The following is a 20,816-nucleotide window of genomic DNA, read 5'->3' on the forward strand; positions in this document are numbered from 1 at the left end:
GTCGCCCTCAGCTAAAGTGAGAGAAAAGGACGAGGGAGAATTCAGCCGGCTCTATCGACTTTTCGAATGCCGTTGACACCTTCGATGCCAATTCGGCCTTGTCGATATTGATCGTCTCCGGATCGATCCGATGGAGCGTGAATCCTTCATAGGCATCACTCTTGGCAATGATCTTGCCAGCCATGCAGTATTCGCCCGACATCCCGTCGTAGACGATGTCGAACCTTCTATCCGGGCGACCTTCGCCCTCGGCTGCGTGTTTGTCCCAATCGAATGCTGTAGCTCCTACATCGGTAGCCAGCATCAGGTAGTCTGTTCGTTCGGTTCCCATGGTCAGCCCCCGTTATACGGTTCGAGCTTCGCATACGCCCGGTCGCGTATGGCGAACGCCGTGTCGATCATGTCGGCATGACCAGCACTTTCCAGCACCGCCGGCGCGTCGTAGTCGCTCCAGATCTCGGCAGCCGAGGCGGAATCCTTCGCCGTCGCCAGCGAGGTCTCCAGTTCTTCGAGAAACCCGCCGAGGTCGAAATCGGTTTCGGTCGGCTGCTCTTCCGTCGGCGGATCGGCCTCGATGACCTTGGCGGTCGGCGGCGCGGGTGGGGCCGGAGGCTTCGGAGGGGTAGGGCGCTCTGCGGGTGTGATGTCGCGCGCCTCGGCGATTTTGGAGCCCTCATCTTCGTCGTAGATCCCGGCAAATCCAAACGCGTATCGTGCCGCCTGAATCATCGCTTTGTGACGAAGCATCCGATGCTTCATCTTCCACGGATCGGTGCTGCGCACGCATTCCGACAGGTACTCTGTGACTTCAACCGGGCGGCTGCGGTCCTTGCGGAAAATCCGGCAGGTGCATGAGACGAGGCTCTTGGCGTCGTCGTGGTCGAAATCGAACTCGACGCCATCGAACTGCGGGTGTGAGTTGATCAGGTTCACCCAACCATCGATCGACACGATGGGGACGATGCCACCGCCCTTCGCAGGAAAGGCGTAAATCTCCTTCAGGATCGGATCGAGATCGTACTTGCTCGCCACCAGCATCAGGGCGGCGAACTGCTCGTTTGTGTGGTTCGCTGGCATGACGGTCGCGCGGACGGTCTTGGCGAACTGTTCGGGGTCCATGTTCCGCTGCGATGCCATCATGGTGATGAGCGACGGGCGGAGCTGTTCGACTTTGGCGACGGCGTTCATGATTATGCGGCCCTCTTTTTGAAGTGCTTGCGAAGGGGATGGGTGAGTGCGTCTTCGGCTGTCATGCCGCGATCGATGCGCGTGGCGACCATTTTCCGGTTGAGACCAAGGCGCTTGCATGCCTCGGTAAGGCTGAGGCTTTCGCCGTCCACCATCACCCGTCGCGTGACGTCGCGGTTGGATACCTGCTTGGCCCGGGTCGCCCATCGGCAATTCTCCGGGCTGTAGTGACCGTCGTTGTCGATCCGGTCGATGGTCATGCCTTTCGGGCGCGACCCCATGTCCAGCAAGAAGCATTCAAACCCGGAGGTGACACCGTCACCATGGACCCAGCGATCACAAACGGTGATGCCGCGACCGCCGTACCGAGCATAATGCTCGGTCTTCGGGTTGAGGCACCGCTGCTTCATGTCGAGCCAGCATTGATATTCTGGCGTTCTCCGATCGGTGAAGCTGTGCCCATGAGTGACGCGAGGCATCAGACGGCCCTCTTCTCTTCCACCTTCTCGACGCCGGCCAGTTCGATACCGGCCTTGATGGTCCGGTTGGCGAGTTGGTCGATAACGGCCTTAAGGTCGGGATGATTGGCATCCAGAAGCGCCAGAGCGGCGGCGCGGTAGTCCGTCACCCGGGCAGACACGAATGTCCGCAATGACACTTTCGCTCCGGTCCTTCCGGCGCTTGCGTTGCGCTCAACAGCTCGCTTGTCTGCCTCTGCCGCCTGACGCAGCAATTCCGCGCTCTCCATCTCGGCCTTTTGGTCGCTTTCTGCTGATTTTCGAGCGGCTTCCTCGGCCTGACGGCGTAACTCCGCTGCTTCCTGCGCTGCCTTACGTGCTCGCTCCTCCTCCGCGCGTCTCTGCGCGATGAGGAAAGGCTCGACATGGAGTTTCAGAGCCGTTGCAAGGTCTTTCGCCTCGGCAATAGGGCCGCGCCACTTGTTGTCGACTTCCCGACTGGCGACAAGGTGCGGTTCCTTCTCGTCGGCGCGAAGATTGTCGGCGCGTTTGGCAAGGTCAGAAAGACGCTTCGACCAAATACCGGCTTTGTTCGCGGCCTCCTGAGTTTCCACCGGAGACGCCAAGAATTCCCGCGCCATCTCCTTTTCGCCAGCAAGCTCAAGGTTGATGGCGTCGAGCGGGTCTCTTGACCCGCTGTTGTGCCCGATAGCGGGTGCCGGAGGCTCGTCGTCCCACCCGCCGCCATTGATAGCCTTCTCCCATGCCTCGACAGTCACAGGATGCGTCCGGCAGAAGTTCCAGAGATCACCAACATCATCGACCATCTTGTCGCCGCGGCGGCCAAGCCATTCACCGTCATCGCCGCGCCACAGCGCAACAGGCTCCCACTGTCCACCCTTGAACCGGGTGCGATAGTATCCCTGCTGCGGCTCTCCCTCGTGCATCGGGCCGAAATTGCCTTCGAGGGCGGCTTGCCACCAAGCCCAAGCGTTATCGGTAGACATTCAAACTCTCCCTTCGATTTCATAAGCCCGCGCAACACGCGGAAAGCTCTCACTCGCAACAGCGATCACACCGGCAACGACGACAGCAAAAGCAATCAGGCAAAGACAAAGGTCTCTGGTCGTCGTGCCGTAGAGGGTGGGTAGGTCGGGGCGTGACATGGTCAGCGCCCGAACTGCTGGCGGTGGTTGAGTGTGCCGTGGCTGCGCCGCGTGAAGGCAAGACCGTTCTCGACGGTGAAGTCCGAACACCAGTCATCCCATGCCTGCGAGGACAGGACGTAGGCCGGGAGTTGGTCTTCATCCTCCGGCGACCCCTTGAAGGTCGTCAGCCACTCGGCGGCGAAATCCTCGGTAACGTCCTCGGCCGTCAGGGTATCGAGGTCGAAGCGCAGGTAGGCCGAGGCGTTATCTGCGGTCAGGCGCGTTACGGCGTGACGGACGGTTTCGTGAACCTTGCCGTGCGTGTCGCCTTCCTCGAAGTAGGTCCCCGTGGAAATCACGAGCTTGATCAGGATCGTCTCGCGAGAAGTGCAGAACTGAGTGCGGTGCATTTCAACCTCCATGATCTCTTTCGATATCGCCTCCGGTGGGGAGGCGATGCCGAAGGGGATCACGTTGTGATTCTTTCGAGGGCTTCGAGGAAGCGCTTCTTCTCGGCGGCGAGGAAAGACTTGTGGCTGGCCTCGATAGCGGAGCGGACCTCGACAATGGCCGAGTTCGTCGCCTTTTCGATCTCACGCTTGAAAGCCGTCTCCATGTACTTCTCAACGAGGAACTGGATGCGGCTCTTGTCGTGGTATCCAGAGCGATCGGTTGTCTTTCCCATGCCGTCGACACGCTCGGCGAGATACTGGCGACCCGTCAGGCCAATGAACTCGCGCATAGTGACCGGTGTGGCTTCGGGCTTGCTGTAACCGAACTTCGGAAGGATGGGCTGGTCGATGATTTCAGCCGTCACAGCTTCAAGCGCCTTGTCAGCCTTGGCCGTGACGAGGGTAATCGTCTTAGCCTCGATCTCCTTCGCCAGTCGGTCGTTCCCGAACTTTCCGACGAGTTGTTGGGCGGCTGCTTCAATGATCAGCGTTTCCATGTCACGCAGGGTGTAGTCGCGCATGGACACGTGAAACTCGATGCCCTTGCCTTCCGCGTCCTTCGTCGCGACCATGTCGGTATCGACATCCTGCGGCTCGGTCTGTCCGTCCCATTCACGCTCGGCAATCTCGTGCGTGCTGACGATCTCGTTCGCCATTTCCTTGCTCCTCATCACCTGTGTTTGTGGGTGTGAGGAGAGAATACACGCCATAGCGTGCACGTCAAGCATTAATTCACGCGAAAGCGTGCATCAAGATTGCCCCCGCCACCAAACCTGCTAGAATCACCAACGCAAGAAGCCCCCGGAGGGTACCGAGGGCTTCGAGGTCAGAGAGCACTTTCAGGATGGCAGCGAGCAGGCGGTTGGGAATGACCGACGCGCCTGCTCGCAAAAATCAAATGGAATTTTTCTCAGGGCATAAACAGAAAAGCCCTGCCGGTTAGGGCAGGGCTCTATCTGACACCACAATTAGCTTGGCTTCGCACATGTGGTGGCCCTTGCGGGACTTAAATCCCGGATATCTCCGGGGCCACCCCCAATATGGGGATTCGTCACAAAAAGTCAAATTACATCCCCAGAGAGTGGCGGATGCAGGCTCGGATTTCTTCGATCTTCTCGGGTGGCAACACACGCACATCGTAGATACGTTGACCGGCGTTGTCCTTTCCTCGGTCCAAGAGTTTTAGCCGATGGAATGCAACGCACATCAGCATGTCTGCCTTAATCCACATGCGGCCCGCATTGTACGGGAAGGGCAGCGGCGGGTCTAGATCCAGGACACAGTTGTATGGCTGCATTGGGTTTGGGGCTGTCGTGCTCAACGGTACAATAGTGCAGAGCTTGTCCCTGCCGGACAGCTTCGGAGACATTACGATCGCGGGCCGACGCTTGCGCATTTCAGGAATGCGGAACCCATCGTTCAAGTCAACGCGCAGAATAGTGCCAACCTGTGGGTGAGAAAGAAGACTCATGCCAGCAATGTTATCAACCGGGCCTAATTCCGCAAGCCGCTCAGATGGTCGGCCCTTCAGCTTTCACCCTTTCCCATTCCTCCGGCGAAAGCGCTGCTTTCAGCACCACGTCCACCTCCGGCAACAGGCTTTCCCACATAGGGCGGCCTTCGAACTTCGTGTTCTCGGGCAGCCCTCTCGACGTGCATAGGGCGCGGGCGGCGCGTTCGCGGGGAGGCTTGGGGGCTCTTGGCATAAGGCTTTCCTCTCGTAGCCACGATACCTTGATTCCCTGCCAGCACAACAGATTGCCCCGCGTATGGGTAGCATCGGCAAGACCTAGTAGCCGTATGCGCGTGGGACTGGATTCCTAAAATGTTCTTGTTCCGTTCTCTTTTCCGAGTCATCATGGGCTTAGAAAAAGGGAGAATGAACATGGCATTGTTTTTCGTGGTCCAGTCCTTCTCGCCGGCCAAGCGCGGCGCGATGAAAGCCGACGTGCCGGTGCAGGCAACCAGTATGATGCACGCAAGGCGTATGGCCGAGCGCCTGGCACAGCAGAAGCCGATGGTCTTTGCCACCGTTATCGATGCGGATCCCGAGGCGGGAGATTACGGAGATCCAAAGCTGATCTTTGCGCACGGCGAGGATCTGCCGGAAGAGATCATGGGAATGGAAAAGGTTTAAAGAGGGGGCGAAATGAGCGAGGCCTTTAGGCTCTTCGATTGCTGGTATCGTCTTCCGCCACAGGAGCGCCTGGCGATTGTGCATCTAATGAAGGAGACCCTAAGGAAGCAAGGGCTTCCCGCACCACCTTCTTCCCTTGATCGTCGAGAGAAAGAGCGAGGCGAATAAAAGCCTCCGCTTCCGGGGTGAGCTTCATCCCGGAGGTCACATAAAGAGTTGCGGTCGATCCCAGCACGTCAAGCACAGAAGCAAGCTTCGGGAATGAGGGATCTTTCCCATCCTTAAACATCTGAGATAGGAAATTTGGGCCAGTTCCGGCCTTCAGGCTAATGGCGCGCAGGCTGCGCCCATCTGCCTTCAACATCTCTTCTAGCCGGTCTTTCCACCCCTCAATCATGCTGGGTTTCTAGCATTCCGAGCGATAGTTGGCTCGAACGTTATAGCGTGCATTGACATACACGCGAAAGCGTGCAAAATCGCCTGCATGACCAACGACCTGCTTTTAGACATCGAGAAATTCATCGAGCTGGAGAAAATCGGCGAACACCGATTTGGCATCCTGGCAGCGAACAATGGCCGCCTCGTTGAGAGGTTGCGTTCTGGTGGGAGGGTTTGGCCCGAAACGGCCGAGCAGGTGAAGGGCTTCATGGCCAGCCGCCGCCCCGACATCTTCGCCCCCTCCAAGGAGGAGACGAGATGAGCGCCGACGCACACAGCATTCCCGAATTGACCAACGCCATGAAGGCCGCTCTCAAGTGGCTCTGCAACCGCAATGCCGATGGCGTGTTCGATAAGCACCAAGTTCTCACCGCCGCTGGCGAGCGTGCCCCCGTGATGCGTTCGACGTGGTCGAGGCTCGAACGTGCAGGGATGGTCGAGCGATATCTCAGCAATCGGCGGATGAGAGTGACAGCTTCTGGTCATGCGATCGACCTCCGCGACATACGGGAGTCACAGCCATGAGCGCCGACGCACACAGCATCGCTGACGATCAGGTCCGCTCCGCCTTCCAGTGCTGGAAGAACCTCGAAGAGAGGTTTTAGCCGATGCGTGACTTTGACACTCCGGCCGAGTTCGCTCAGCGAATGAAAAACCATGACGCCGATGTGCGCAGTCTCGTCGGTCGCCTCGTTTCGATCGAAGAGCGAATGGATGAGCAAAACCGGTTGAAGAGCCTCGTTTTTGCCGAGGCGCGCGTGGCGAACATCGATATCGCGGCTTTGAAGGCGGTCGTCCGCATCAACCGATCGCTCTCGTACAGCAACTCTACTGATCTCGAAGGGCTCACTGGTGAAGTGAAGCGATACCTCGATCTCATCAACACGAAGCCGGGAGCGTAACCAATGTCTGACGCACACGCAGTAACCCGAGCCGAACTCCGCCAGCTTATCGAGCGGATAGAGCGCTTGGAAGAAGAGAAAGCCTCGATCAGCGACGACATCAAGGACGTCTACGGCGAGGCGAAGGGACGCGGCTACGACACCAAGGCGATGCGGACCATCGTCCGGCTGCGCAAGAAGGACGCCAATGAGCGCCTCGAGGAAGAAAGCATCCTGCAAACCTATATGGCCGCTCTCGGCATGATCGAGCAGCCGGGGTTCTTCGATGATGAGCCGAGGCAGACGGCCCAAGTCGATCGCAAGGCTCGCGCCGCCGTCCGGACTTCCGAAGCTATGGACGACAACAAGGCGTTCTCCGCCGAGCTTGTCGCCGCTGGCCTTATTTCCGAAGAAGCTCATGCCGAAAACATCGCCCTGTCCGATGCCATCGCCCGCAAGTACGGCGCTGGCGTCATCGATACCGAGTCCGGCGAAATCCTTGATGATTCCCGCCGCTCCGACGCCGGCCTTTCCATCGTCACCAAGCACGAAGACATCAGAACAGCGCCGGTAACGGCGGAAGAATCCCCGCGCAAGGCGGCGGAGGCGGTATCCGAGAGGACCGCATTCACGGACGCAACTGTAGCGCCCGTTTTGGTCGAAGCCGAGAAGGCCGAGGCTGTGGCTGGGGGATTGGGGCAACCCGATGCGATCCCAGCTCTGACCGTCCAGCATGACGGCGTGAACGTCGGCGGCCTCGAAAGGGCAGGCGTGACGGCGGGAGAGACCGCAACCATTCCCCAATCGGACGACGGCGCAATCGTTGCAGTGAACGCAAGAGACGGACTGGCGGACGCCATTGGCGTCGAACCGTCGTCGTCCGGCCAGTGCGCGGCACCTGAAAAGGACGCCGCAGCGGACGAGCGTAGTGTTGAAGCTACGGTGGAACAGCGCTCGTCCGCGCTCACCTCTAGCCGGCCCGACGTGATGATCGAAGACGTCCCGCCGACGTCGATGAAGCGGCTGCCCTATGCGCACTGCTTCCCGGAGCTGTCGAATGCGGACTACCGCGCTCTGGAAGTCAGCGTCATCGCTATCGGCGTCTCCACACCAATCATCCGCATGGGCGACATGATCGTGGACGGATGGGCTCGTTACAACATCGCCAGAAACTTGGGCATCTCCTATCCGGTCGCAAACTATCGGGGCGATGACGTCCTGATCGACCTGATCGGCTGGCAGCGCGCTTCCCGAAATTTCACGCCATCGCAGGAAAGGAAGATCGCCGCCGAGTTGGCGAAGGAACTTCCCGACCGTGCCGACGAGATCATGGCCGCCTTCGGGCTGGCCGAAGCTTTGGAGGCCGCGGAATGAAGCGTGGACCCGAAACTGAAACCGAAGACGCTGTAGCCGCCGCGATAGATTCCGCTGCGCAGTCGACAATCGAGGCAGTGCGAGGCGCTGATCCTTTCGTCCGCTCCACCCACCCGAGGAAGTCACCATGACCCCGCTTATCGCTCTCTCCATTGGCTGTGCGGCCTTCATCGTTGGGTTTTCGTTGGGCCTCGCGGCGTTCGCCATCGTCTGGCAGTTCTTGAACTCGCCGCTCGACGAAGAAGACAGCGGAGCGCCGGAAGGTGCTCTTCCGATCGGTCAGGACGGTTCCTCCTCCGTCTGATCGGCAGAGGGGCGCGGTTCACCCTCCTCACAATCCGCGCCCCTCATTACTTTCACCCTCGGGAACTGTCCTCGAAGCCGCAAAACCACGGCTCGGACAGGAACGGCGAGGGGAACAAATCCGCCCTGCGGCGGGCCTGCGGAGGCGGCGGGTTTCCTGGCATCTGTCCCGTCGCCTCCCTCGAAATTTGAAGTTCGTCTCATGTGTATCCCTTCGGGCCTGAACATCCCGAAATAAGCACGGAGACTGTGTCTTGCGTAACAAATCTAATGTCGTGGAAGACAAAATGAATGTCGCGTACGTCAACGATGCAAAGGCTATGAGCGAATGGCTCCTGCGCCGCGAATATCGCGGCCTTGGAGACACGCAAGAAGCTGCTGCCGGGCGCGCCGAGACCAAGTGGGGCGCTCCGGCGGCCGCACTTCTTCGTCTTCGTCACCGCGAAATCACCGACATGAAGCTCAGTACCTGGGCGTCAATACTTGAGGCATTTCAGCGCGCGGGCGGACGTATCGACGCGCTGTACGAAGAGGAGCGGTCCCGCCATGGCGAAAGCAATTCGGCGCTTGTTCGCCTTGCTGATTTTGTTGCTGGCGAGAGGCCGAAGTCAATTTCTGGAATGGATGCGGCGTCGATTGAAGAGGCAGAAGCCTCTGACGCCGGAACTCCGTGACGAGATCGGGGAGGGAGAATAACCGTGGGGCGTCTCAATCACGTTGTATCCGTCTCAGGTGGCAAGGATAGCACGGCTCTCTATCTTCGAGCGCTGGAGCGTGGGCTGCCGTTTACCGCCGTGTTTGCCGATACTGGTAATGAGCATGAGTGGACCTACGACTTCGTGCGCGAACTCCCTAGCCGTACCGGTGGTCCTGAAATTACATGGGTCAAGGCTGACTTCAGCGAAAGGCTCGCTAAGAAGCGCGAATATGTCGCGAAGGTTTGGCCGACCGAAGGTGTTTCGGCCGTAAAGGTGGAGAGAGCGGTTTCGTTACTACATCCAACCGGGAATCCGTTTCTCGATCTATGCCTTTGGAAAACGCGGTTTCCATCGTCAAAGACCAGATTTTGCACCGATGAACTGAAAATTGCTCCGATGTTCGATGCGGTGCAAAAGCCAATTTTCGAACGCGGCGGCGCTCTAATCTCGTGGCAAGGTGTCCGAAGCGAAGAAAGTTTGGCTCGGTCTGGCTTGCCTCGCCTTCAGCGGATCAACCCAGTTCCGTTCTCTCTGCCGGCCTCAATGCGTCGACTTGGGGAGAGTTGGACGGCTTATGCCTACCGCCCCCTGATAGACTGGAAAACTCAAGAAGTATTCGCCTACCACCGTCGGCACGGCGTTGCTTGGAACCCGCTGTACGACAACGGCATGGGGCGCGTTGGATGCATGCCTTGTATCATGTGTCGGAAAGACGAGATGCGCTCCATCGCAGATCGGTTCCCCGAGCACGTTGATAAGATCGAAGAATGGGAAGCTCTTGTAAGCGCCGTCTCGAAGCGGGGAAACTCAACCTTCTTCAGTGTGACGGATGATCCGGCATTGTCGAATGGTTGGGATAAAGACGACTACGACTGGTCGCTATCCCGAACAGGAATTCGAGCTCGCGTCGAGTGGTCTAAGACCTCCCGCGGTGGTCTTCAGTACGACGGGCTGGCCCTCATGCAGGCGGATTTCAACACGACCTGCAATCAGTGGGGAGCGTGCGAATGAACGACATCACCCTCATCAAGGAAGAAATCAAAGAGCAGGAAGAAGACATCTTCCGTCTTCGCGGCTCGATGCAGCGTGCCGACAACGGCGTCAAGCTCCACCGGATAGCGGTTAGAGTGCGCACCGTCTCCCGGTTGAAGGACATTCTTGCTGTCCTTGAGAACAGGAGGGCGAGCGCATGACGTGGTTCTTCGACCCGCTTATCCCGCTCCACTACGAACTGATGGTCATCGATATCCCGTGGCCGTTCGACCTTTACAGCGAGGCCGGAGCAAAGAAGTCGGCGTCGGCGCAATACGATGTCATGACCGCTGAGCAGATACTGGCGTTGCCGATCGGTCAGCTCGCGAGCATGAACAGCCTTGTTTATTCGTACGCGACCGCGCCGCTCTTGCCGTTTGCGATCCAGGCTCTTCAGGCGTGGGGCTTCACCTACAAGAGCTTCATGGCTTGGCGAAAGACGACGCCGGCGGGCAAGGTCCGCATGGGCACTGGTTATCGCGTCCGCACGACTGCCGAAATCATTCTCGTCGGCACGCTCGGCAATCCGCGTCAGTCTTATGTCCCGCCGACAGTCTTCGACGGGATCGCCCGCGAGCATAGCCGCAAGCCGGACGAGTTCTATTCCATCTGCGATCGTGTCATGCCCCACGCTCGCCGGGCTGATATTTTTGCACGTGAGAGCCGCGCTGGCTGGCATAGCTTCGGCAACGAGGCGACCAAATTCGACGGGGTGGCGGCATGACAGGTGCGATCCGAATCCCCATCAGCAATATGCCGCCATCAGCGAATGCCATGCGCTCGCACTTCTATGATGGAGAGAAGGTCCGCAGCACGAAGAGCAAGCCCTATGCTGCTTGGAAGAAGGCCACAGCGTGGGAGATTGCCGGGGCGCGACCGGGACGCATAGACGGTCCGTACCGCCTGTACATCGCCGTCCAGCGCCATTGGCGGTCCAAGCGCGCCCGCGACATCGACAACATCATCAAGCCGGTCTCCGACGCGCTGGTTGCTGCTGGCGTCATCTCCGACGACAACCTGGCGGAAGAGGTTAACGCGAAGTGGGCCGATAATCTGGGCGGCCCTGCTGTTGTCGTTCTGATCTGCGCCGCCGAACAGGAACTAGCGGCATGAGCGACGTTGCTGCCCTCATCGCCGATATGGTGCGCGCTGGCGTCGACCCTGAATTGATCGGGAGGACTGCCGCAGCGCTTGCGAACACGCCGACGGTCCCGGCAAAGACAGCCAGACAAGAGCGGAATGCGCGCTACTATCAGAAGAGGGCGTCTGAAAAGCGTCTTAATAAGACGGATCAAGACGTTTCAGACGCTACCGACGGCCTTTCTTCCCCTGAAGGTTCTTCCCCCACACCCCCTTCTCCTAAACCCCTTCAATCCATACCCCCTTCGCCCCCTAAAGGGGGCTCTTCCCCCACGGATCGGGCGATTGAGGTTTTTTCTGAGCAGGCTTCCAGAGCCGGTCTTCCCGTGCCTCGGAAGATCACCGCTGATCGCCGCCGCAAGGTCGAGGCTCGACTTCGGGAGCACGGTGAACCCGTTTGGGCTGAGGCCTGCCGGAAGATGGCGGAAAGCTCGTTTTGCCGGGGCGAGAATGATCGAGGCTGGCGCGCCGATCTGGATTTCCTTTGCCAGCCGAAAAGCTTCAATGGGCTGATCGAGGGAAAGTACGACGACCGTCCCCGCCAGCAATCCCAGGCCCCTCCCAGACAATCCGCTTTCCGCCAGCACCAAGACGAAATTTACCGAAAACTGAAACGCGAGACCGGAGATACCGATGACCAATTTACCGGCACAACTCTCGACCTTGGATCAGGAGATTTCCGCCCTCACTGAGCAGCTTTCTCCGGCAGGGCCTGACGACATCGCCAAGGCGATCGCCTGGCTGATGGATGGCGGCATGCTCTTCCCGGCCTCGATCAAGGCCGCCGATCCGGTCGAGGAATATCGGATCGTGCTTAAGGGCGTTCCGACCTTCGGGCTTCGGGCCGCTTTCTCGAAGATCAAGCGTGGCGAATACACTGATCTCAATCCGGATTTCATCCCGCTCCCTGCGGCACTCGCTCGCTTGGCTCGTCAGGAGGCGTTGCCGAAGATGGAGCTTCGCCGCATGGCCGCAGATCGCCGGAGAGGCATTGAGGAAAGTGCGAAGGTCATGGCTGAAAGGCAGATCGTGTCGCAAGTCAAGAAGCGCAGAGCGGCCGACATTATCGCCAGTGTCACCGCGGCGCGAAGGGCATAGGAGCGCGGCATGAACCTCCAGTTCAGCGCGAAAGATTTCAAGAGCGGAGCGGAGATTGTCGCGAATGCGGCCGCTGTCCGCCGTCGGCTTCTCTCGCCGTCCGTGCGCCCACGGATTGCCTCGGCTCCAGAAATACGCTCGACGTTGAAGCCAGCCCGTTACCGAGAATACGACGCCCACGTGAAAGCATGGCAGCGATGGAAGGCGTCGGCGGGATCACCGCTCAAAAACTACATCGTGTCCAGATGCGATGAGCTTGGCCTCTCCTACGAAGAGATGATCGGGCCGCGAAAGACGGATGAAATTGCTCGCGCTCGGCACATGCTCATGTGGGAGATCAAGACCCACGTGAAGCCATCGATCTCGCTTCCCGAGCTAGGCCGGCTCTTTGGCGGGCGCGATCATACGACGGCTCTCCATGGCGTGCGCCGTCATACGGCAAGATTGAGCGGCCAGCCATGACCTGCCCGCTGACCGCCCAACAGAAGGAAATCGTCCATTGGCTATCCCTCGGTAAGACCGGGATGGAGATTGAGGAGATCATCGGCATCAGCAGTCGGGCGATACAGCGTCGTATTGACCGAGCTTATCAGGCCACCGGTGCGAGCACTCGTTACGGGTTGGTCGCCCTAGCTCTCAGGAAAGGATGGATCGAATGAAGATGGTGGAGAAGGCTGCACGCAAGATTTACGAGCGCCGCAACGGGCATGGATGCAAGCCATGGTCCCGGCTGCCTAGGTCGCATCAGGAGCCGTATCTGACCGACGCCAGCGCCGCCATAGAGGCCATGCGGGAACCGACAGAGGTGATGTCAGAAGTGGGCAGGGACCACAACTTCAATCGGTACGCCGAACCAGCCTGGCAAGCCATGATCGACGCCGCCCTTAACGAGGTGGCGGGATGAGTGGTGCAACGGCATGCGGCCTCATCGGTCTTGCGGCAGTAGCCGCAGCATATTTCTCCAAGAACGATGAGAGCCATAGCGGGATTTTCTTTTGGGCTCTCGCGGTATTCGCGCTCATCGGCGCGGCAAACTCCTGAACGGCGGAACACGAGGAACAGCACAATGGCAAGAGCAAAAGCAGGACGTAAGAGAGATGCTGGGGCAATGCGGACCCCAAGCGGGCAGAAGTCGAGATCGAAAGAAAGCCTCAGATTGACGGAGCGGCTTGAGCTTGAGGCGGCAACCTGGAAGCGGCGAAGAGATAACCCCGGCATCACAGTTTCGGAGGCTCGCCTTCCCGAGTACGGATCGGTCATTGAGCGATGGCATCAGGAATGGCTTCGCATGATGAAGAAGAGCCCGGACAAGGCGCACATCAACATGTTCTCGCAGATGCACAAGGATGCGGCGGAGCGTTACCAGGAACTGCATCGACGATGGCTTGCTGTCTTTGGTGCAACTGGGCAGCGGTCAGCGACTGATTTTGACGAGGCTGGTGGCTATGACGGCAGCGATCCTTTCGAGCAGAGTAGGGCTGAGCGGGATGGCAGAATAGAGGCAGACTTTAAGGCCGCCCGGACAGCTATTCTCGAATCCGGCCCCTTTGGCATGATGGCGATCGAAGCCATCGTGATTGAAAACCAACCCGTCGAGAGTTTGCGCGGAGATTTGCGTCTCGCCCTCAACAGATTGGCCGTTTTGTGGAAAATGATGGCTGAGGCGGCTTGACAAAGCCTTCGGCTTTGCGCATGAAATGAGAAAAGGCGATTTGTGGCTTTGGGGCCAGGTCGCCTTTTTGATTCTCAGATCGGGAAGGCGGGCACGGCGCGTAGCCGGTTCGTACAGGCAGACGGAGAATGTTCCCTGCCGTTCCTTCTCGAGAAATTCGCCGAAAGGCAAACGAGATCGGGAAGGCGAGATTGTCGGATATCTCGAAATGGGAGTGGGGTGCTGCCGACAGCGCTCCCGCTGGAAACGGTGAAACGGCGTAAAGCGCCCGACCCTTCCCGACCCCATACGGCATAGCCGTAACAGTTCAGGACGCCGGATCGCAGCCGAGCGTGGTGAAAACCTGCGAAAGAACGCCACGCCAGTCGGTTAAACGGCAGGGGAAAGCCCGCGTAGACTGCCACCCTTCGGGGCCGACTACGGTGCGTCCTGAAATCCATAGCGCCAGAGAGAGCCCACCCCGGAGTTTGTCGCCCGGCGGTGGGCTTTCATCTAGGGAAAGGGTCGTTTCGTTTTCTGCCCTGCTCTGGTGTTGACGCCTTTTCGTGCTTCGCTTGCCTCCAACCTAACCCCGAGGCGACTTTCTTGACCCGCTGGTCGGCCGGTGGTGGGGCGGATATTCTCCCGGCCGATCGCGCCCTGGTCGCGGTCTAGCGCGGCTTCACGCTGTTTGTCCTTCATCGCTGGCGGCCAAAGTGACCGCGTACGCGGGAGGCCATACAGTCCCTTGTACGAGCGAGCATCCAGGCCGTGCGTGCGGAAGTGCATGTTCAGGTTCCCGAACCATTCGCCGCAGGAATGGCATTGCACCTGCGTTCCGTCTGCGGAAAAAACAACGACGCCCCTCGGAGGAAGAGAGGCGTCAGGCTGCGCTTCAGGTTCGGGCGACGGCCGATTCTTGAGTTTCCATGCCCGCAAATATGCGAGCCGTTGCTCACGGTCCTTGTGTGGCATCAGGGCGTCGACGCCCGCTTCAACTCGTCCGCAAGGTCTTCCAGCGTTGCAGTCCTCTCGAGTGCAATTCGCCAGAGATCGAGAGCCATGCCAGGTTTCAGCGGCTGTTCACCAGCCGCCATGCGGCGAACATGCCGGTCCGAGACATCGAGATCGCGGGCAATGGCCGATTGCCATTGAGGACCATAGAGGGCCTCGCCGGTACGTTTCAGAAGGTCGCTCATTACCAGACAGCCTTTCCGGTTGCGATGTGGCGATATTCGCCATCGATAAGGTGAAGTTCGAGGAAGTCTTCGATGCGTCCCTGGTCGAGAAGGGCGATCGTGTCATTGTCGCGGGCTGACTGGACTTCGAATTCCGGTTCAACACCGGCCTGAACAGCTGCCTCATAAGAGTGGTGGCCATCAACAACGACCTGATATTCTTCGCCGCCAATCTCAAAGACGGGGGAGAGGAATACCGTGAAGTCAGCCGCAGCAAGCTTTTCAGCGACAGTGGCTTCGTTGCGGTATTCCTGCGCAGAGATGATGTGAGCCATGATGTTCGGGCCTCCTTGCCCAGATCGGCGGGACTTTTCCCTTCCGTTCATGTCCTATAATTAGGACATTTCATGTGCGCCGTCAACCACTATTTTCGCCTCCACCCCAGCAGAAAGGAAATAGTATGCGCATGATCCGAAGTCTGATCGTCGCTGGCATCGCCCTTGCGGCAATGGCCATCGCCTCTATCATACCGGCCGTCGCGGTCACGCCCACCGACCCAGGCATCTACGAAGCCGTCAAGGCATCGACCGAAACGCCGGCCATTATCCAGGTCCATGATGATCACGCCGCGCTGACCTGCGAAGCCCCGGCTGCCACCATGGCCCGCGCCGCCGGCCGAAGTTCGATCGAACCGTCGAGCATGAACGTTGCCAGTACGCCCGTCGCCGTCGCCGCCTACGAGCACATCGACCCCGACATCCGAGCGGCGTAACGCTCCCGCCCACCCAAAACGAGAGCCGGGCTTAGGTCCGGCTGCTTAGCCTCCGTGTGGCAGGTCCGTTCAAGACTCCTCGATCTCTGATATGAACCGCTTCCCGGTCGTTCAGTTCGCTTGGTGAGCAGTTCTCGAGAATGATCAAAGTGATTTGGCGGCGCTCCAGGTGAGCAGCGAAGAGGGCGCGGTGGATAGCCCGAAACTTATCGGGCTTCGCGGGGCGATAAGGTTTGCCGTTCATCAGCTTGAGGACATTCCGCTCGTATTCCTTGAACGGTCGCGAACTGCGGGTATAGCGGCCAATGTAACTGCCAACTCCTTCGATCCTCCACTCATAGATTCCCGGGAGATTGATATCGACGCCGGCCGAAATCTCGCAGGTGTACCAGTTCTGTAGTTGGTCTATCATACCGTCCTCAGATGCTTCTCTCTGTATCCTCGGTGGAGGGTAGATACGGGGGCTTCAGTCGAGTTCCTTCAGTCTTTCATCGATGTCGGCGATGATATCCTGATAAGTCTTCTGGCTACGCCTGGCCATATCACGCATCTGTCCCGTACGATCTTCCCAAGGGCCATCGCCGTTTCTCCCTTGCATGCTGAATGTGCCGCTCTCAAGCAACGCAAGGGACTCTTCAACGTCTTGCAGCTCTTCCACATACCCAGCGCGTCGCGCCAAAAGCTGTTCGCGATCCATTACCACCCTCCCAAGGTTAGCCCATGCCAGTTTTGAAAAATGCCCGGCATGAGAAGTTCGCGCAGGCTCTCGCCAAAGGCAAGACGGCAGATGAGGCTTATCAGGAAGCGGGGTATAAGCCGAACCGTGGGAACGCGGCTACGCTTAAAGCAAATCAAAGCATTTCAGACAGGGTTGCTGAGTTGCAGGCTGGGGCGGCTGCCAAGGCCCAATGGACGGCTGCTGACAGGCTCAAGACGCTTTCAGAGATCGTTGAGCGCACTGCGATGACAGACCCGCGTGTGGCCGTCTCTGCCATTTCCGAAGCGAACAAGATGCAGGGCTCGCATGCGCCGGCAAAGACTGAGGTTAGCGAGCCGGGCGGATGGGAGCAGGCGGAAGACAAGACATGGCGGCAGGTGCTGCGAAGCGAAAAGAGCTAGACGCCACAACGCACCTCACAAATCCGGCGCTATTCGATTTTTGGGAACAGGTCTTTCTTGGCAATGCGGATATTGCCGTTCTGCATGGCGGGCGCTCAAGTTCAAAGACGCGAGACACAGCCTGCCAGCTGGTGCGCCTGGTCGATCATGTCGGCGTCAGAATGCGGGTTCTGTGCATCCGGCGCTTCCAGAACCGCATTCAGGAATCGGTCTACACCGAACTGAAATGGGCGGTTGCTCACCTGGGCCTGCAAGCCGCGTTCGACGTTCAAAAGACGACGATCATCCATAGGGCGACTGGTTCGGAGTTCATTTTCTACGGAATCGAGCGGAACCTTGAAGACATCAAGGGAACGTCCGACGTTGACATTCTCTGGGTCGAAGAAGCCGAAAAGCTTACTGAGGATCAATGGACTGTCATCGGCCCGACGATCCGCAAGGAAGACAGCCTGGCGATCCTGCTGTTCAACCCGAAGCTGGTCACCGATTACGTCTGGAAGCATTTCGTCGTCAACACGCCGCCGCATACGGTGGTGCGGAAGATCGACTACACAGAAAACCCGTTCCTGTCGCAGAAGGCGCTGCGCGACATCGCTGCAATGCAGGAAAGCAATCCGGAGAAATTCGAGCACGTTTACGGCGGTGTGCCGCTGGGCGAGGGCGAGCTTTCCATCTTCAAGCGCCGCTGGCTGGATGCTTGCGTTGACGCGCACAAGCTGTTGAAGATCGACCTGACCGGTCGGAACATCATCGGCTTTGACCCGGCCGATGACGGCGAAGATAAGTCAGCCACGGCAGACAAGATCGAAGGCGTCTTCGTGGATGCCGAGGATTGGTCGTCTGGTAAGGATGAACTGGTCCAGAACGCAAAGCGGGTTTGGGCGAAGGCTAAACTTCTCAACGCCACGGTCTCCTACGATACCATCGGTATCGGGGCATTCGTCGGCGGCTACATCGATGAACAAAACCAAGCCAGCGCCGCAAAGGTCGAGCACTTCGCGTTCCATGCTGGTGGCGCTGTCATGGATGCTGACAAGCCGAGCGATCCGCAGAACAGTAATAGCCCGCTCAACAAGGACGAGTATCTGAACCTCAAGGCGCAGGCATGGGCTAATACTGCCCGCCGCGCCATGCTGACCTTCAACGCCGTCACGCGCGGGCAGTCGATCAAGCCCGAAGACGTTCTGTCGTTCTCGTCTGCCATGGGAAAGGAAAAGCTCGATGCGCTGTTCACCGAACTGTGCGTCCCGTGGTGGGTCGAAAGCGAGGGAAAGAAGCGCGTCGTGCCGAAGGTCAAGCTCAAGAAGGATTTGGGTGTGAAGTCGCACAACCTGGCTGACGCGGTGATCGCGGCGGACAACGTGAACATCGTCCGAAGTGGGCCGGCAGCCTCCGCCGAGTTCAGGGGTTTTTATTGATGGCTTTCGACATCGCAGTGCACCATCCCCTGTATGACGAATTTCTCCCGTCATGGACGCTGATGAGGGATTCCTTTGACGGCGAAGACCAGATCAAGAGCAGGGCGGAAGCCTATCTGCCAACAAAGACCGGAATTGAGGCGCTGGCGCTGAAAGACCCGGCCCGGGCGGCTAAGGCCTACGATGCCTATAAACTACGAGCTGAGTTCCCTGACCTTGTCGCCCTTACGGTTCGCGGTGCGGTCGGCACGATGCTCGACAAAGCAGCGGTGATCGAACTGCCGGGCGAGCTTGAGCCGCTGCGCGAGAAGGCCACGAGGGACGGCCTGACGCTGGAGGCATTGCACAGGCGGATTGCCACGGAAGTTATGCTGACCGGCCGCTACGGCGTGCTACCCGGCATTGGGCTTGATGGCTCCCCGTACCTTGCGGGCTACGTTGCCGAAAGCATCATCAACTGGGACCAGGACGATAATAACGTTGCTGATTTCGTGGTGCTGGACGAAAGCGGCTATGTTCGTGATCGCGAAACGAATGAGTGGGATTCTGTCGAGCGCTACCGTGAGTGCTTTGTCGAGAATGGGCGCTATGGCGCTCGGGTCTGGACGAAGGATGAAAAGGGCTGGGAAGCGGGCGAGGTGGTTGAGGCCGCGGATCGCAAGCGCCGACCGCTGACGTTCCTACCTTTCGTTTTCATCAGCACGGCAGACCTGACGCCTTCGCCGGATGATGTGCCGCTCTATGGCCTCGCCAAGTTGGCCGTCCGAATTTACCGGATGGACGCCGATCTCACCACGTCGCTGCATATGACGGCCGAGCCGACGCCGATGGTTTCGGGCTATGACGATCCGGCACAGGCGATCAAGGACGGAAAGGTTCCGCAGGGCATCGGCGCATCAACACTTTGGGTGCTGCCACAGGGTGGTGACGGCAAGTTTCTGGAATTCAACGGCCCTGGCATTCAGAAGCAAGAGGATGTGATCCAGAAGAACTACGACCGGGCGGTCATGTTCGGCGCTCAGATGCTCGCCGATGAGGGCAGGGCGCAGGAAAGTGGGGAAGCCAAGCGCGTTCGCCTCGATAGCCAGCACGCCACGCTCAAGGGCATTGCCATGACCTCGGCCGCCGGGCTGGAAAAGGCGCTGAAGAATGTCGCGACATGGATCGGCGCTGATCCCGAGAAAGTGAAGGTTACGCCGAACCTCGATTTCTTCGATCACACCTTGAGCGGACAGGAAATCGACGCTGTCGTTCGTGGGTGGCAAGCGGGCAGTTATAGTTGGAAGACAGCCTTTGAGCGCCTTCAGAAGGGCGGCATCATCCCCGAGGACCGAACCCCTGAAGAAGAGCTTGAGCTGATCGACAAGGACGAGGTGGAGCGCGAAGACGATCTGACCTCAGTCATACTGCCTAACCGGCAGCCAAACGAACAGGAATAACGATTTCACTGCCCGCCCACTGAGGCGGGTTTTTCATGCCGGCAGTGCCGGTTCCAGCAAAGGAGAAAGCCAGTGGCTCTCAAAGCATTCGTAGAAAGCCTCGACAGTGTCGATGAGGCCCTTCGCGACCATTACACCGAGCGTGACGGTGGGTTTCACCTCGCTCTTGAGGACTTCGGCAAGCACTACGGCGCAGTGTCGCTGAAAAGCACGCTGAACAAGGTCAACAAGGACAAGGAAACGCTCGCCGCCAAGGTGACGGAACTGGAGGGCAAGGTCGAGAACCTGCCCGACGACTTCGATCCTGACGAATGGACGCGCCTGAAGGCTGGTGAAGGCGGAAAGCCCGATGAAGCCGTCCAGGCGCTCAAAGACCAGCACGCCCGCGCTGTCGAGGCGCTGAAGGCGAAGCATGCGAAAGACCTGGCCGAGAAGGATGCTCTGATCGGCGAGCGCGACGGCTATATCGATCGCACGCTGATCGATGGTGGCCTCAAGGACGCATTGCTCGACGTGGGCGTGAACCCCGATCTGCTTGATGGCGCTCTCGCTAGCCTTCGCGGAAACGTGAAGGTCCAGAAAGCTGATGACGGCGGTCGCGCTGCCCTTGTCGAAACGGACCTCGGCGATGTGCCAGTGACCGATTTCGTCAAGGAATGGGCTGGCGGCAAAGGCAAGGCCTATCTCGGCAAGGCGACCGGCCCCGGCGGCGAGGGCAACAACGGCAACCGCGGCGGCATCAAGACACAAGGTGGCGATTTCGGCGGCGACAAGACCGCACGGACGAAGGCCATCGCCAGCAAGTTCCCGGAGTTGGCCCAAAACTAAGGGCCTTCTCTCCCGCCTCGCCAGTGGCGCGGCAACTTCTCCCGTCACGCGAGAACTGACGGGC

General features: G+C 59.0%; 33 protein-coding genes and 1 pseudogene. 21 read left to right on the top strand and 13 right to left on the bottom strand.

Annotation, left to right across the window (positions count from 1 at the left end; translation table 11 throughout):
• Positions 1-7: 7 nt before the first annotated feature.
• From KYK29_RS10220 to KYK29_RS10250, 8 genes are all read right to left on the bottom strand, one after another.
• Positions 8-331, bottom strand: a complete 324-nt coding sequence (locus KYK29_RS10220; protein WP_254690774.1) for a hypothetical protein — start codon at positions 329-331, stop codon at positions 8-10.
• A gap of 2 nt (positions 332-333) precedes the next feature.
• Positions 334-1,188, bottom strand: coding sequence for a recombinase RecT (locus tag KYK29_RS10225; RefSeq protein ID WP_254690775.1), 855 nt, complete (start codon positions 1,186-1,188; stop codon positions 334-336).
• A 2-nt stretch (positions 1,189-1,190) separates the two neighbouring features.
• Positions 1,191-1,667, bottom strand: a complete 477-nt coding sequence (locus KYK29_RS10230; RefSeq protein ID WP_254690776.1) for a hypothetical protein — start codon at positions 1,665-1,667, stop codon at positions 1,191-1,193.
• Positions 1,667-2,653, bottom strand: coding sequence for a hypothetical protein (locus KYK29_RS10235; RefSeq protein WP_254690777.1), 987 nt, complete (start codon positions 2,651-2,653; stop codon positions 1,667-1,669). Before KYK29_RS10235 ends, KYK29_RS10230 begins: the two co-directional genes overlap by 1 nt.
• 161 nt (positions 2,654-2,814) lie before the next feature.
• Complete coding sequence (locus KYK29_RS10240) at positions 2,815-3,204, bottom strand: hypothetical protein (RefSeq protein ID WP_254690778.1); 390 nt, start codon at positions 3,202-3,204, stop codon at positions 2,815-2,817.
• A 59-nt stretch (positions 3,205-3,263) separates the two neighbouring features.
• On the bottom strand, positions 3,264-3,902 hold the full coding sequence (locus KYK29_RS10245) for a hypothetical protein (protein WP_254690779.1): 639 nt from the start codon (positions 3,900-3,902) through the stop codon (positions 3,264-3,266).
• A gap of 410 nt (positions 3,903-4,312) precedes the next feature.
• On the bottom strand, positions 4,313-4,717 hold the full coding sequence (locus tag KYK29_RS22560; protein WP_367880983.1) for a type II toxin-antitoxin system PemK/MazF family toxin: 405 nt from the start codon (positions 4,715-4,717) through the stop codon (positions 4,313-4,315).
• A gap of 40 nt (positions 4,718-4,757) precedes the next feature.
• Positions 4,758-4,952, bottom strand: coding sequence for a hypothetical protein (locus KYK29_RS10250; protein WP_254690780.1), 195 nt, complete (start codon positions 4,950-4,952; stop codon positions 4,758-4,760).
• A 179-nt stretch (positions 4,953-5,131) separates the two neighbouring features.
• Between KYK29_RS10250 and KYK29_RS10255 the strand changes: the two genes are divergently transcribed.
• Positions 5,132-5,383, top strand: coding sequence for a hypothetical protein (locus tag KYK29_RS10255; RefSeq protein WP_254690781.1), 252 nt, complete (start codon positions 5,132-5,134; stop codon positions 5,381-5,383).
• Between the two features lie 25 nt (positions 5,384-5,408).
• Here KYK29_RS10255 and KYK29_RS10260 read toward each other — a convergent pair whose 3' ends face one another.
• Positions 5,409-5,780 (bottom strand): helix-turn-helix domain-containing protein, encoded by a 372-nt coding sequence (locus tag KYK29_RS10260; RefSeq protein ID WP_254690782.1) that lies wholly within the window; start codon positions 5,778-5,780, stop codon positions 5,409-5,411.
• A gap of 87 nt (positions 5,781-5,867) precedes the next feature.
• Between KYK29_RS10260 and KYK29_RS10265 the strand changes: the two genes are divergently transcribed.
• The 15 genes and pseudogenes from KYK29_RS10265 to KYK29_RS10335 all read left to right on the top strand — a co-directional run bounded on the left by KYK29_RS10265 (position 5,868) and on the right by KYK29_RS10335 (position 14,019).
• On the top strand, positions 5,868-6,083 hold the full coding sequence (locus KYK29_RS10265; protein ID WP_254690783.1) for a hypothetical protein: 216 nt from the start codon (positions 5,868-5,870) through the stop codon (positions 6,081-6,083).
• The gene (locus KYK29_RS10270; protein WP_254690784.1) at positions 6,080-6,346 is read left to right on the top strand and encodes a hypothetical protein; all 267 of its coding nucleotides are present in this window, start codon (positions 6,080-6,082) and stop codon (positions 6,344-6,346) included. Before KYK29_RS10265 ends, KYK29_RS10270 begins: the two co-directional genes overlap by 4 nt.
• 83 nt (positions 6,347-6,429) lie before the next feature.
• Complete coding sequence (locus KYK29_RS10275) at positions 6,430-6,723, top strand: hypothetical protein (protein WP_254690785.1); 294 nt, start codon at positions 6,430-6,432, stop codon at positions 6,721-6,723.
• 3 nt (positions 6,724-6,726) lie between these two features.
• Positions 6,727-6,966: pseudogene (locus tag KYK29_RS10280) on the top strand (DUF2312 domain-containing protein); the annotation flags it as partial.
• A 1,237-nt stretch (positions 6,967-8,203) separates the two neighbouring features.
• The gene (locus tag KYK29_RS10285) at positions 8,204-8,380 is read left to right on the top strand and encodes a hypothetical protein (RefSeq protein WP_254690786.1); all 177 of its coding nucleotides are present in this window, start codon (positions 8,204-8,206) and stop codon (positions 8,378-8,380) included.
• 253 nt (positions 8,381-8,633) lie between these two features.
• Positions 8,634-9,053 carry a hypothetical protein gene (locus KYK29_RS10290; RefSeq protein WP_254690787.1) on the top strand — a complete coding sequence of 140 codons (420 nt, stop codon included), beginning with the start codon at positions 8,634-8,636 and terminating at the stop codon, positions 9,051-9,053.
• A 24-nt stretch (positions 9,054-9,077) separates the two neighbouring features.
• Positions 9,078-10,088, top strand: a complete 1,011-nt coding sequence (locus tag KYK29_RS10295; protein ID WP_254690788.1) for a phosphoadenosine phosphosulfate reductase domain-containing protein — start codon at positions 9,078-9,080, stop codon at positions 10,086-10,088.
• Entirely contained in the window at positions 10,085-10,270 is a 186-nt protein-coding gene (locus KYK29_RS10300) for a hypothetical protein (RefSeq protein ID WP_254690789.1), read from the top strand. Before KYK29_RS10295 ends, KYK29_RS10300 begins: the two co-directional genes overlap by 4 nt.
• A complete protein-coding gene (locus KYK29_RS10305; RefSeq protein ID WP_254690790.1) occupies positions 10,267-10,833 on the top strand; it encodes an MT-A70 family methyltransferase in 567 nt (188 codons plus the stop codon). Before KYK29_RS10300 ends, KYK29_RS10305 begins: the two co-directional genes overlap by 4 nt.
• Positions 10,830-11,222, top strand: a complete 393-nt coding sequence (locus KYK29_RS10310) for a RusA family crossover junction endodeoxyribonuclease (protein WP_254690791.1) — start codon at positions 10,830-10,832, stop codon at positions 11,220-11,222. Before KYK29_RS10305 ends, KYK29_RS10310 begins: the two co-directional genes overlap by 4 nt.
• The gene (locus tag KYK29_RS10315; protein ID WP_254690792.1) at positions 11,219-11,941 is read left to right on the top strand and encodes a DNA replication protein; all 723 of its coding nucleotides are present in this window, start codon (positions 11,219-11,221) and stop codon (positions 11,939-11,941) included. Before KYK29_RS10310 ends, KYK29_RS10315 begins: the two co-directional genes overlap by 4 nt.
• Positions 11,883-12,347: a hypothetical protein gene (locus tag KYK29_RS10320; protein ID WP_254690793.1), complete on the top strand. Its 465-nt coding sequence runs from the start codon at positions 11,883-11,885 to the stop codon at positions 12,345-12,347. Before KYK29_RS10315 ends, KYK29_RS10320 begins: the two co-directional genes overlap by 59 nt.
• Positions 12,348-12,356: 9 nt before the next feature.
• Positions 12,357-12,809 (top strand): helix-turn-helix domain-containing protein, encoded by a 453-nt coding sequence (locus KYK29_RS10325; RefSeq protein ID WP_254690794.1) that lies wholly within the window; start codon positions 12,357-12,359, stop codon positions 12,807-12,809.
• Positions 12,810-13,002: 193 nt separating this feature from the next.
• Positions 13,003-13,251, top strand: a complete 249-nt coding sequence (locus tag KYK29_RS10330; protein WP_254690795.1) for a hypothetical protein — start codon at positions 13,003-13,005, stop codon at positions 13,249-13,251.
• Between the two features lie 384 nt (positions 13,252-13,635).
• Positions 13,636-14,019: a hypothetical protein gene (locus KYK29_RS10335; RefSeq protein WP_254690796.1), complete on the top strand. Its 384-nt coding sequence runs from the start codon at positions 13,636-13,638 to the stop codon at positions 14,017-14,019.
• Between the two features lie 492 nt (positions 14,020-14,511).
• Here KYK29_RS10335 and KYK29_RS22565 read toward each other — a convergent pair whose 3' ends face one another.
• The 3 genes from KYK29_RS22565 to KYK29_RS10345 are packed head-to-tail and all read right to left on the bottom strand — an operon-like array spanning position 14,512 to position 15,511.
• Positions 14,512-14,973, bottom strand: coding sequence for a MucR family transcriptional regulator (locus tag KYK29_RS22565; protein ID WP_367880984.1), 462 nt, complete (start codon positions 14,971-14,973; stop codon positions 14,512-14,514).
• Entirely contained in the window at positions 14,973-15,197 is a 225-nt protein-coding gene (locus KYK29_RS10340) for a hypothetical protein (RefSeq protein ID WP_254690797.1), read from the bottom strand. Before KYK29_RS10340 ends, KYK29_RS22565 begins: the two co-directional genes overlap by 1 nt.
• The gene (locus KYK29_RS10345; RefSeq protein ID WP_254690798.1) at positions 15,197-15,511 is read right to left on the bottom strand and encodes a hypothetical protein; all 315 of its coding nucleotides are present in this window, start codon (positions 15,509-15,511) and stop codon (positions 15,197-15,199) included. Before KYK29_RS10345 ends, KYK29_RS10340 begins: the two co-directional genes overlap by 1 nt.
• A gap of 125 nt (positions 15,512-15,636) precedes the next feature.
• Here KYK29_RS10345 and KYK29_RS10350 point away from each other — a divergent pair, with 125 nt between their 5' ends.
• Positions 15,637-15,948 carry a hypothetical protein gene (locus KYK29_RS10350; RefSeq protein ID WP_254690799.1) on the top strand — a complete coding sequence of 104 codons (312 nt, stop codon included), beginning with the start codon at positions 15,637-15,639 and terminating at the stop codon, positions 15,946-15,948.
• Between the two features lie 466 nt (positions 15,949-16,414).
• Here KYK29_RS10350 and KYK29_RS10355 read toward each other — a convergent pair whose 3' ends face one another.
• Complete coding sequence (locus KYK29_RS10355; protein WP_254690800.1) at positions 16,415-16,645, bottom strand: hypothetical protein; 231 nt, start codon at positions 16,643-16,645, stop codon at positions 16,415-16,417.
• A 23-nt stretch (positions 16,646-16,668) separates the two neighbouring features.
• Here KYK29_RS10355 and KYK29_RS10360 point away from each other — a divergent pair, with 23 nt between their 5' ends.
• The 4 genes from KYK29_RS10360 to KYK29_RS10375 all read left to right on the top strand — a co-directional run bounded on the left by KYK29_RS10360 (position 16,669) and on the right by KYK29_RS10375 (position 20,752).
• On the top strand, positions 16,669-17,067 hold the full coding sequence (locus tag KYK29_RS10360; protein WP_254690801.1) for a terminase small subunit: 399 nt from the start codon (positions 16,669-16,671) through the stop codon (positions 17,065-17,067).
• Entirely contained in the window at positions 17,034-18,485 is a 1,452-nt protein-coding gene (locus tag KYK29_RS10365; RefSeq protein ID WP_254690802.1) for a PBSX family phage terminase large subunit, read from the top strand. Before KYK29_RS10360 ends, KYK29_RS10365 begins: the two co-directional genes overlap by 34 nt.
• Positions 18,485-19,924 carry a DUF4055 domain-containing protein gene (locus KYK29_RS10370; protein WP_254690803.1) on the top strand — a complete coding sequence of 480 codons (1,440 nt, stop codon included), beginning with the start codon at positions 18,485-18,487 and terminating at the stop codon, positions 19,922-19,924. Before KYK29_RS10365 ends, KYK29_RS10370 begins: the two co-directional genes overlap by 1 nt.
• A 72-nt stretch (positions 19,925-19,996) precedes the next feature.
• Positions 19,997-20,752, top strand: coding sequence for a hypothetical protein (locus tag KYK29_RS10375; protein WP_254690804.1), 756 nt, complete (start codon positions 19,997-19,999; stop codon positions 20,750-20,752).
• The last annotated feature ends 64 nt before the right edge of the window (positions 20,753-20,816 follow it).

Origin of the sequence: Shinella daejeonensis, assembly GCF_024281235.1 — a bacterium.
Classification (GTDB): domain Bacteria; phylum Pseudomonadota; class Alphaproteobacteria; order Rhizobiales; family Rhizobiaceae; genus Shinella; species Shinella daejeonensis.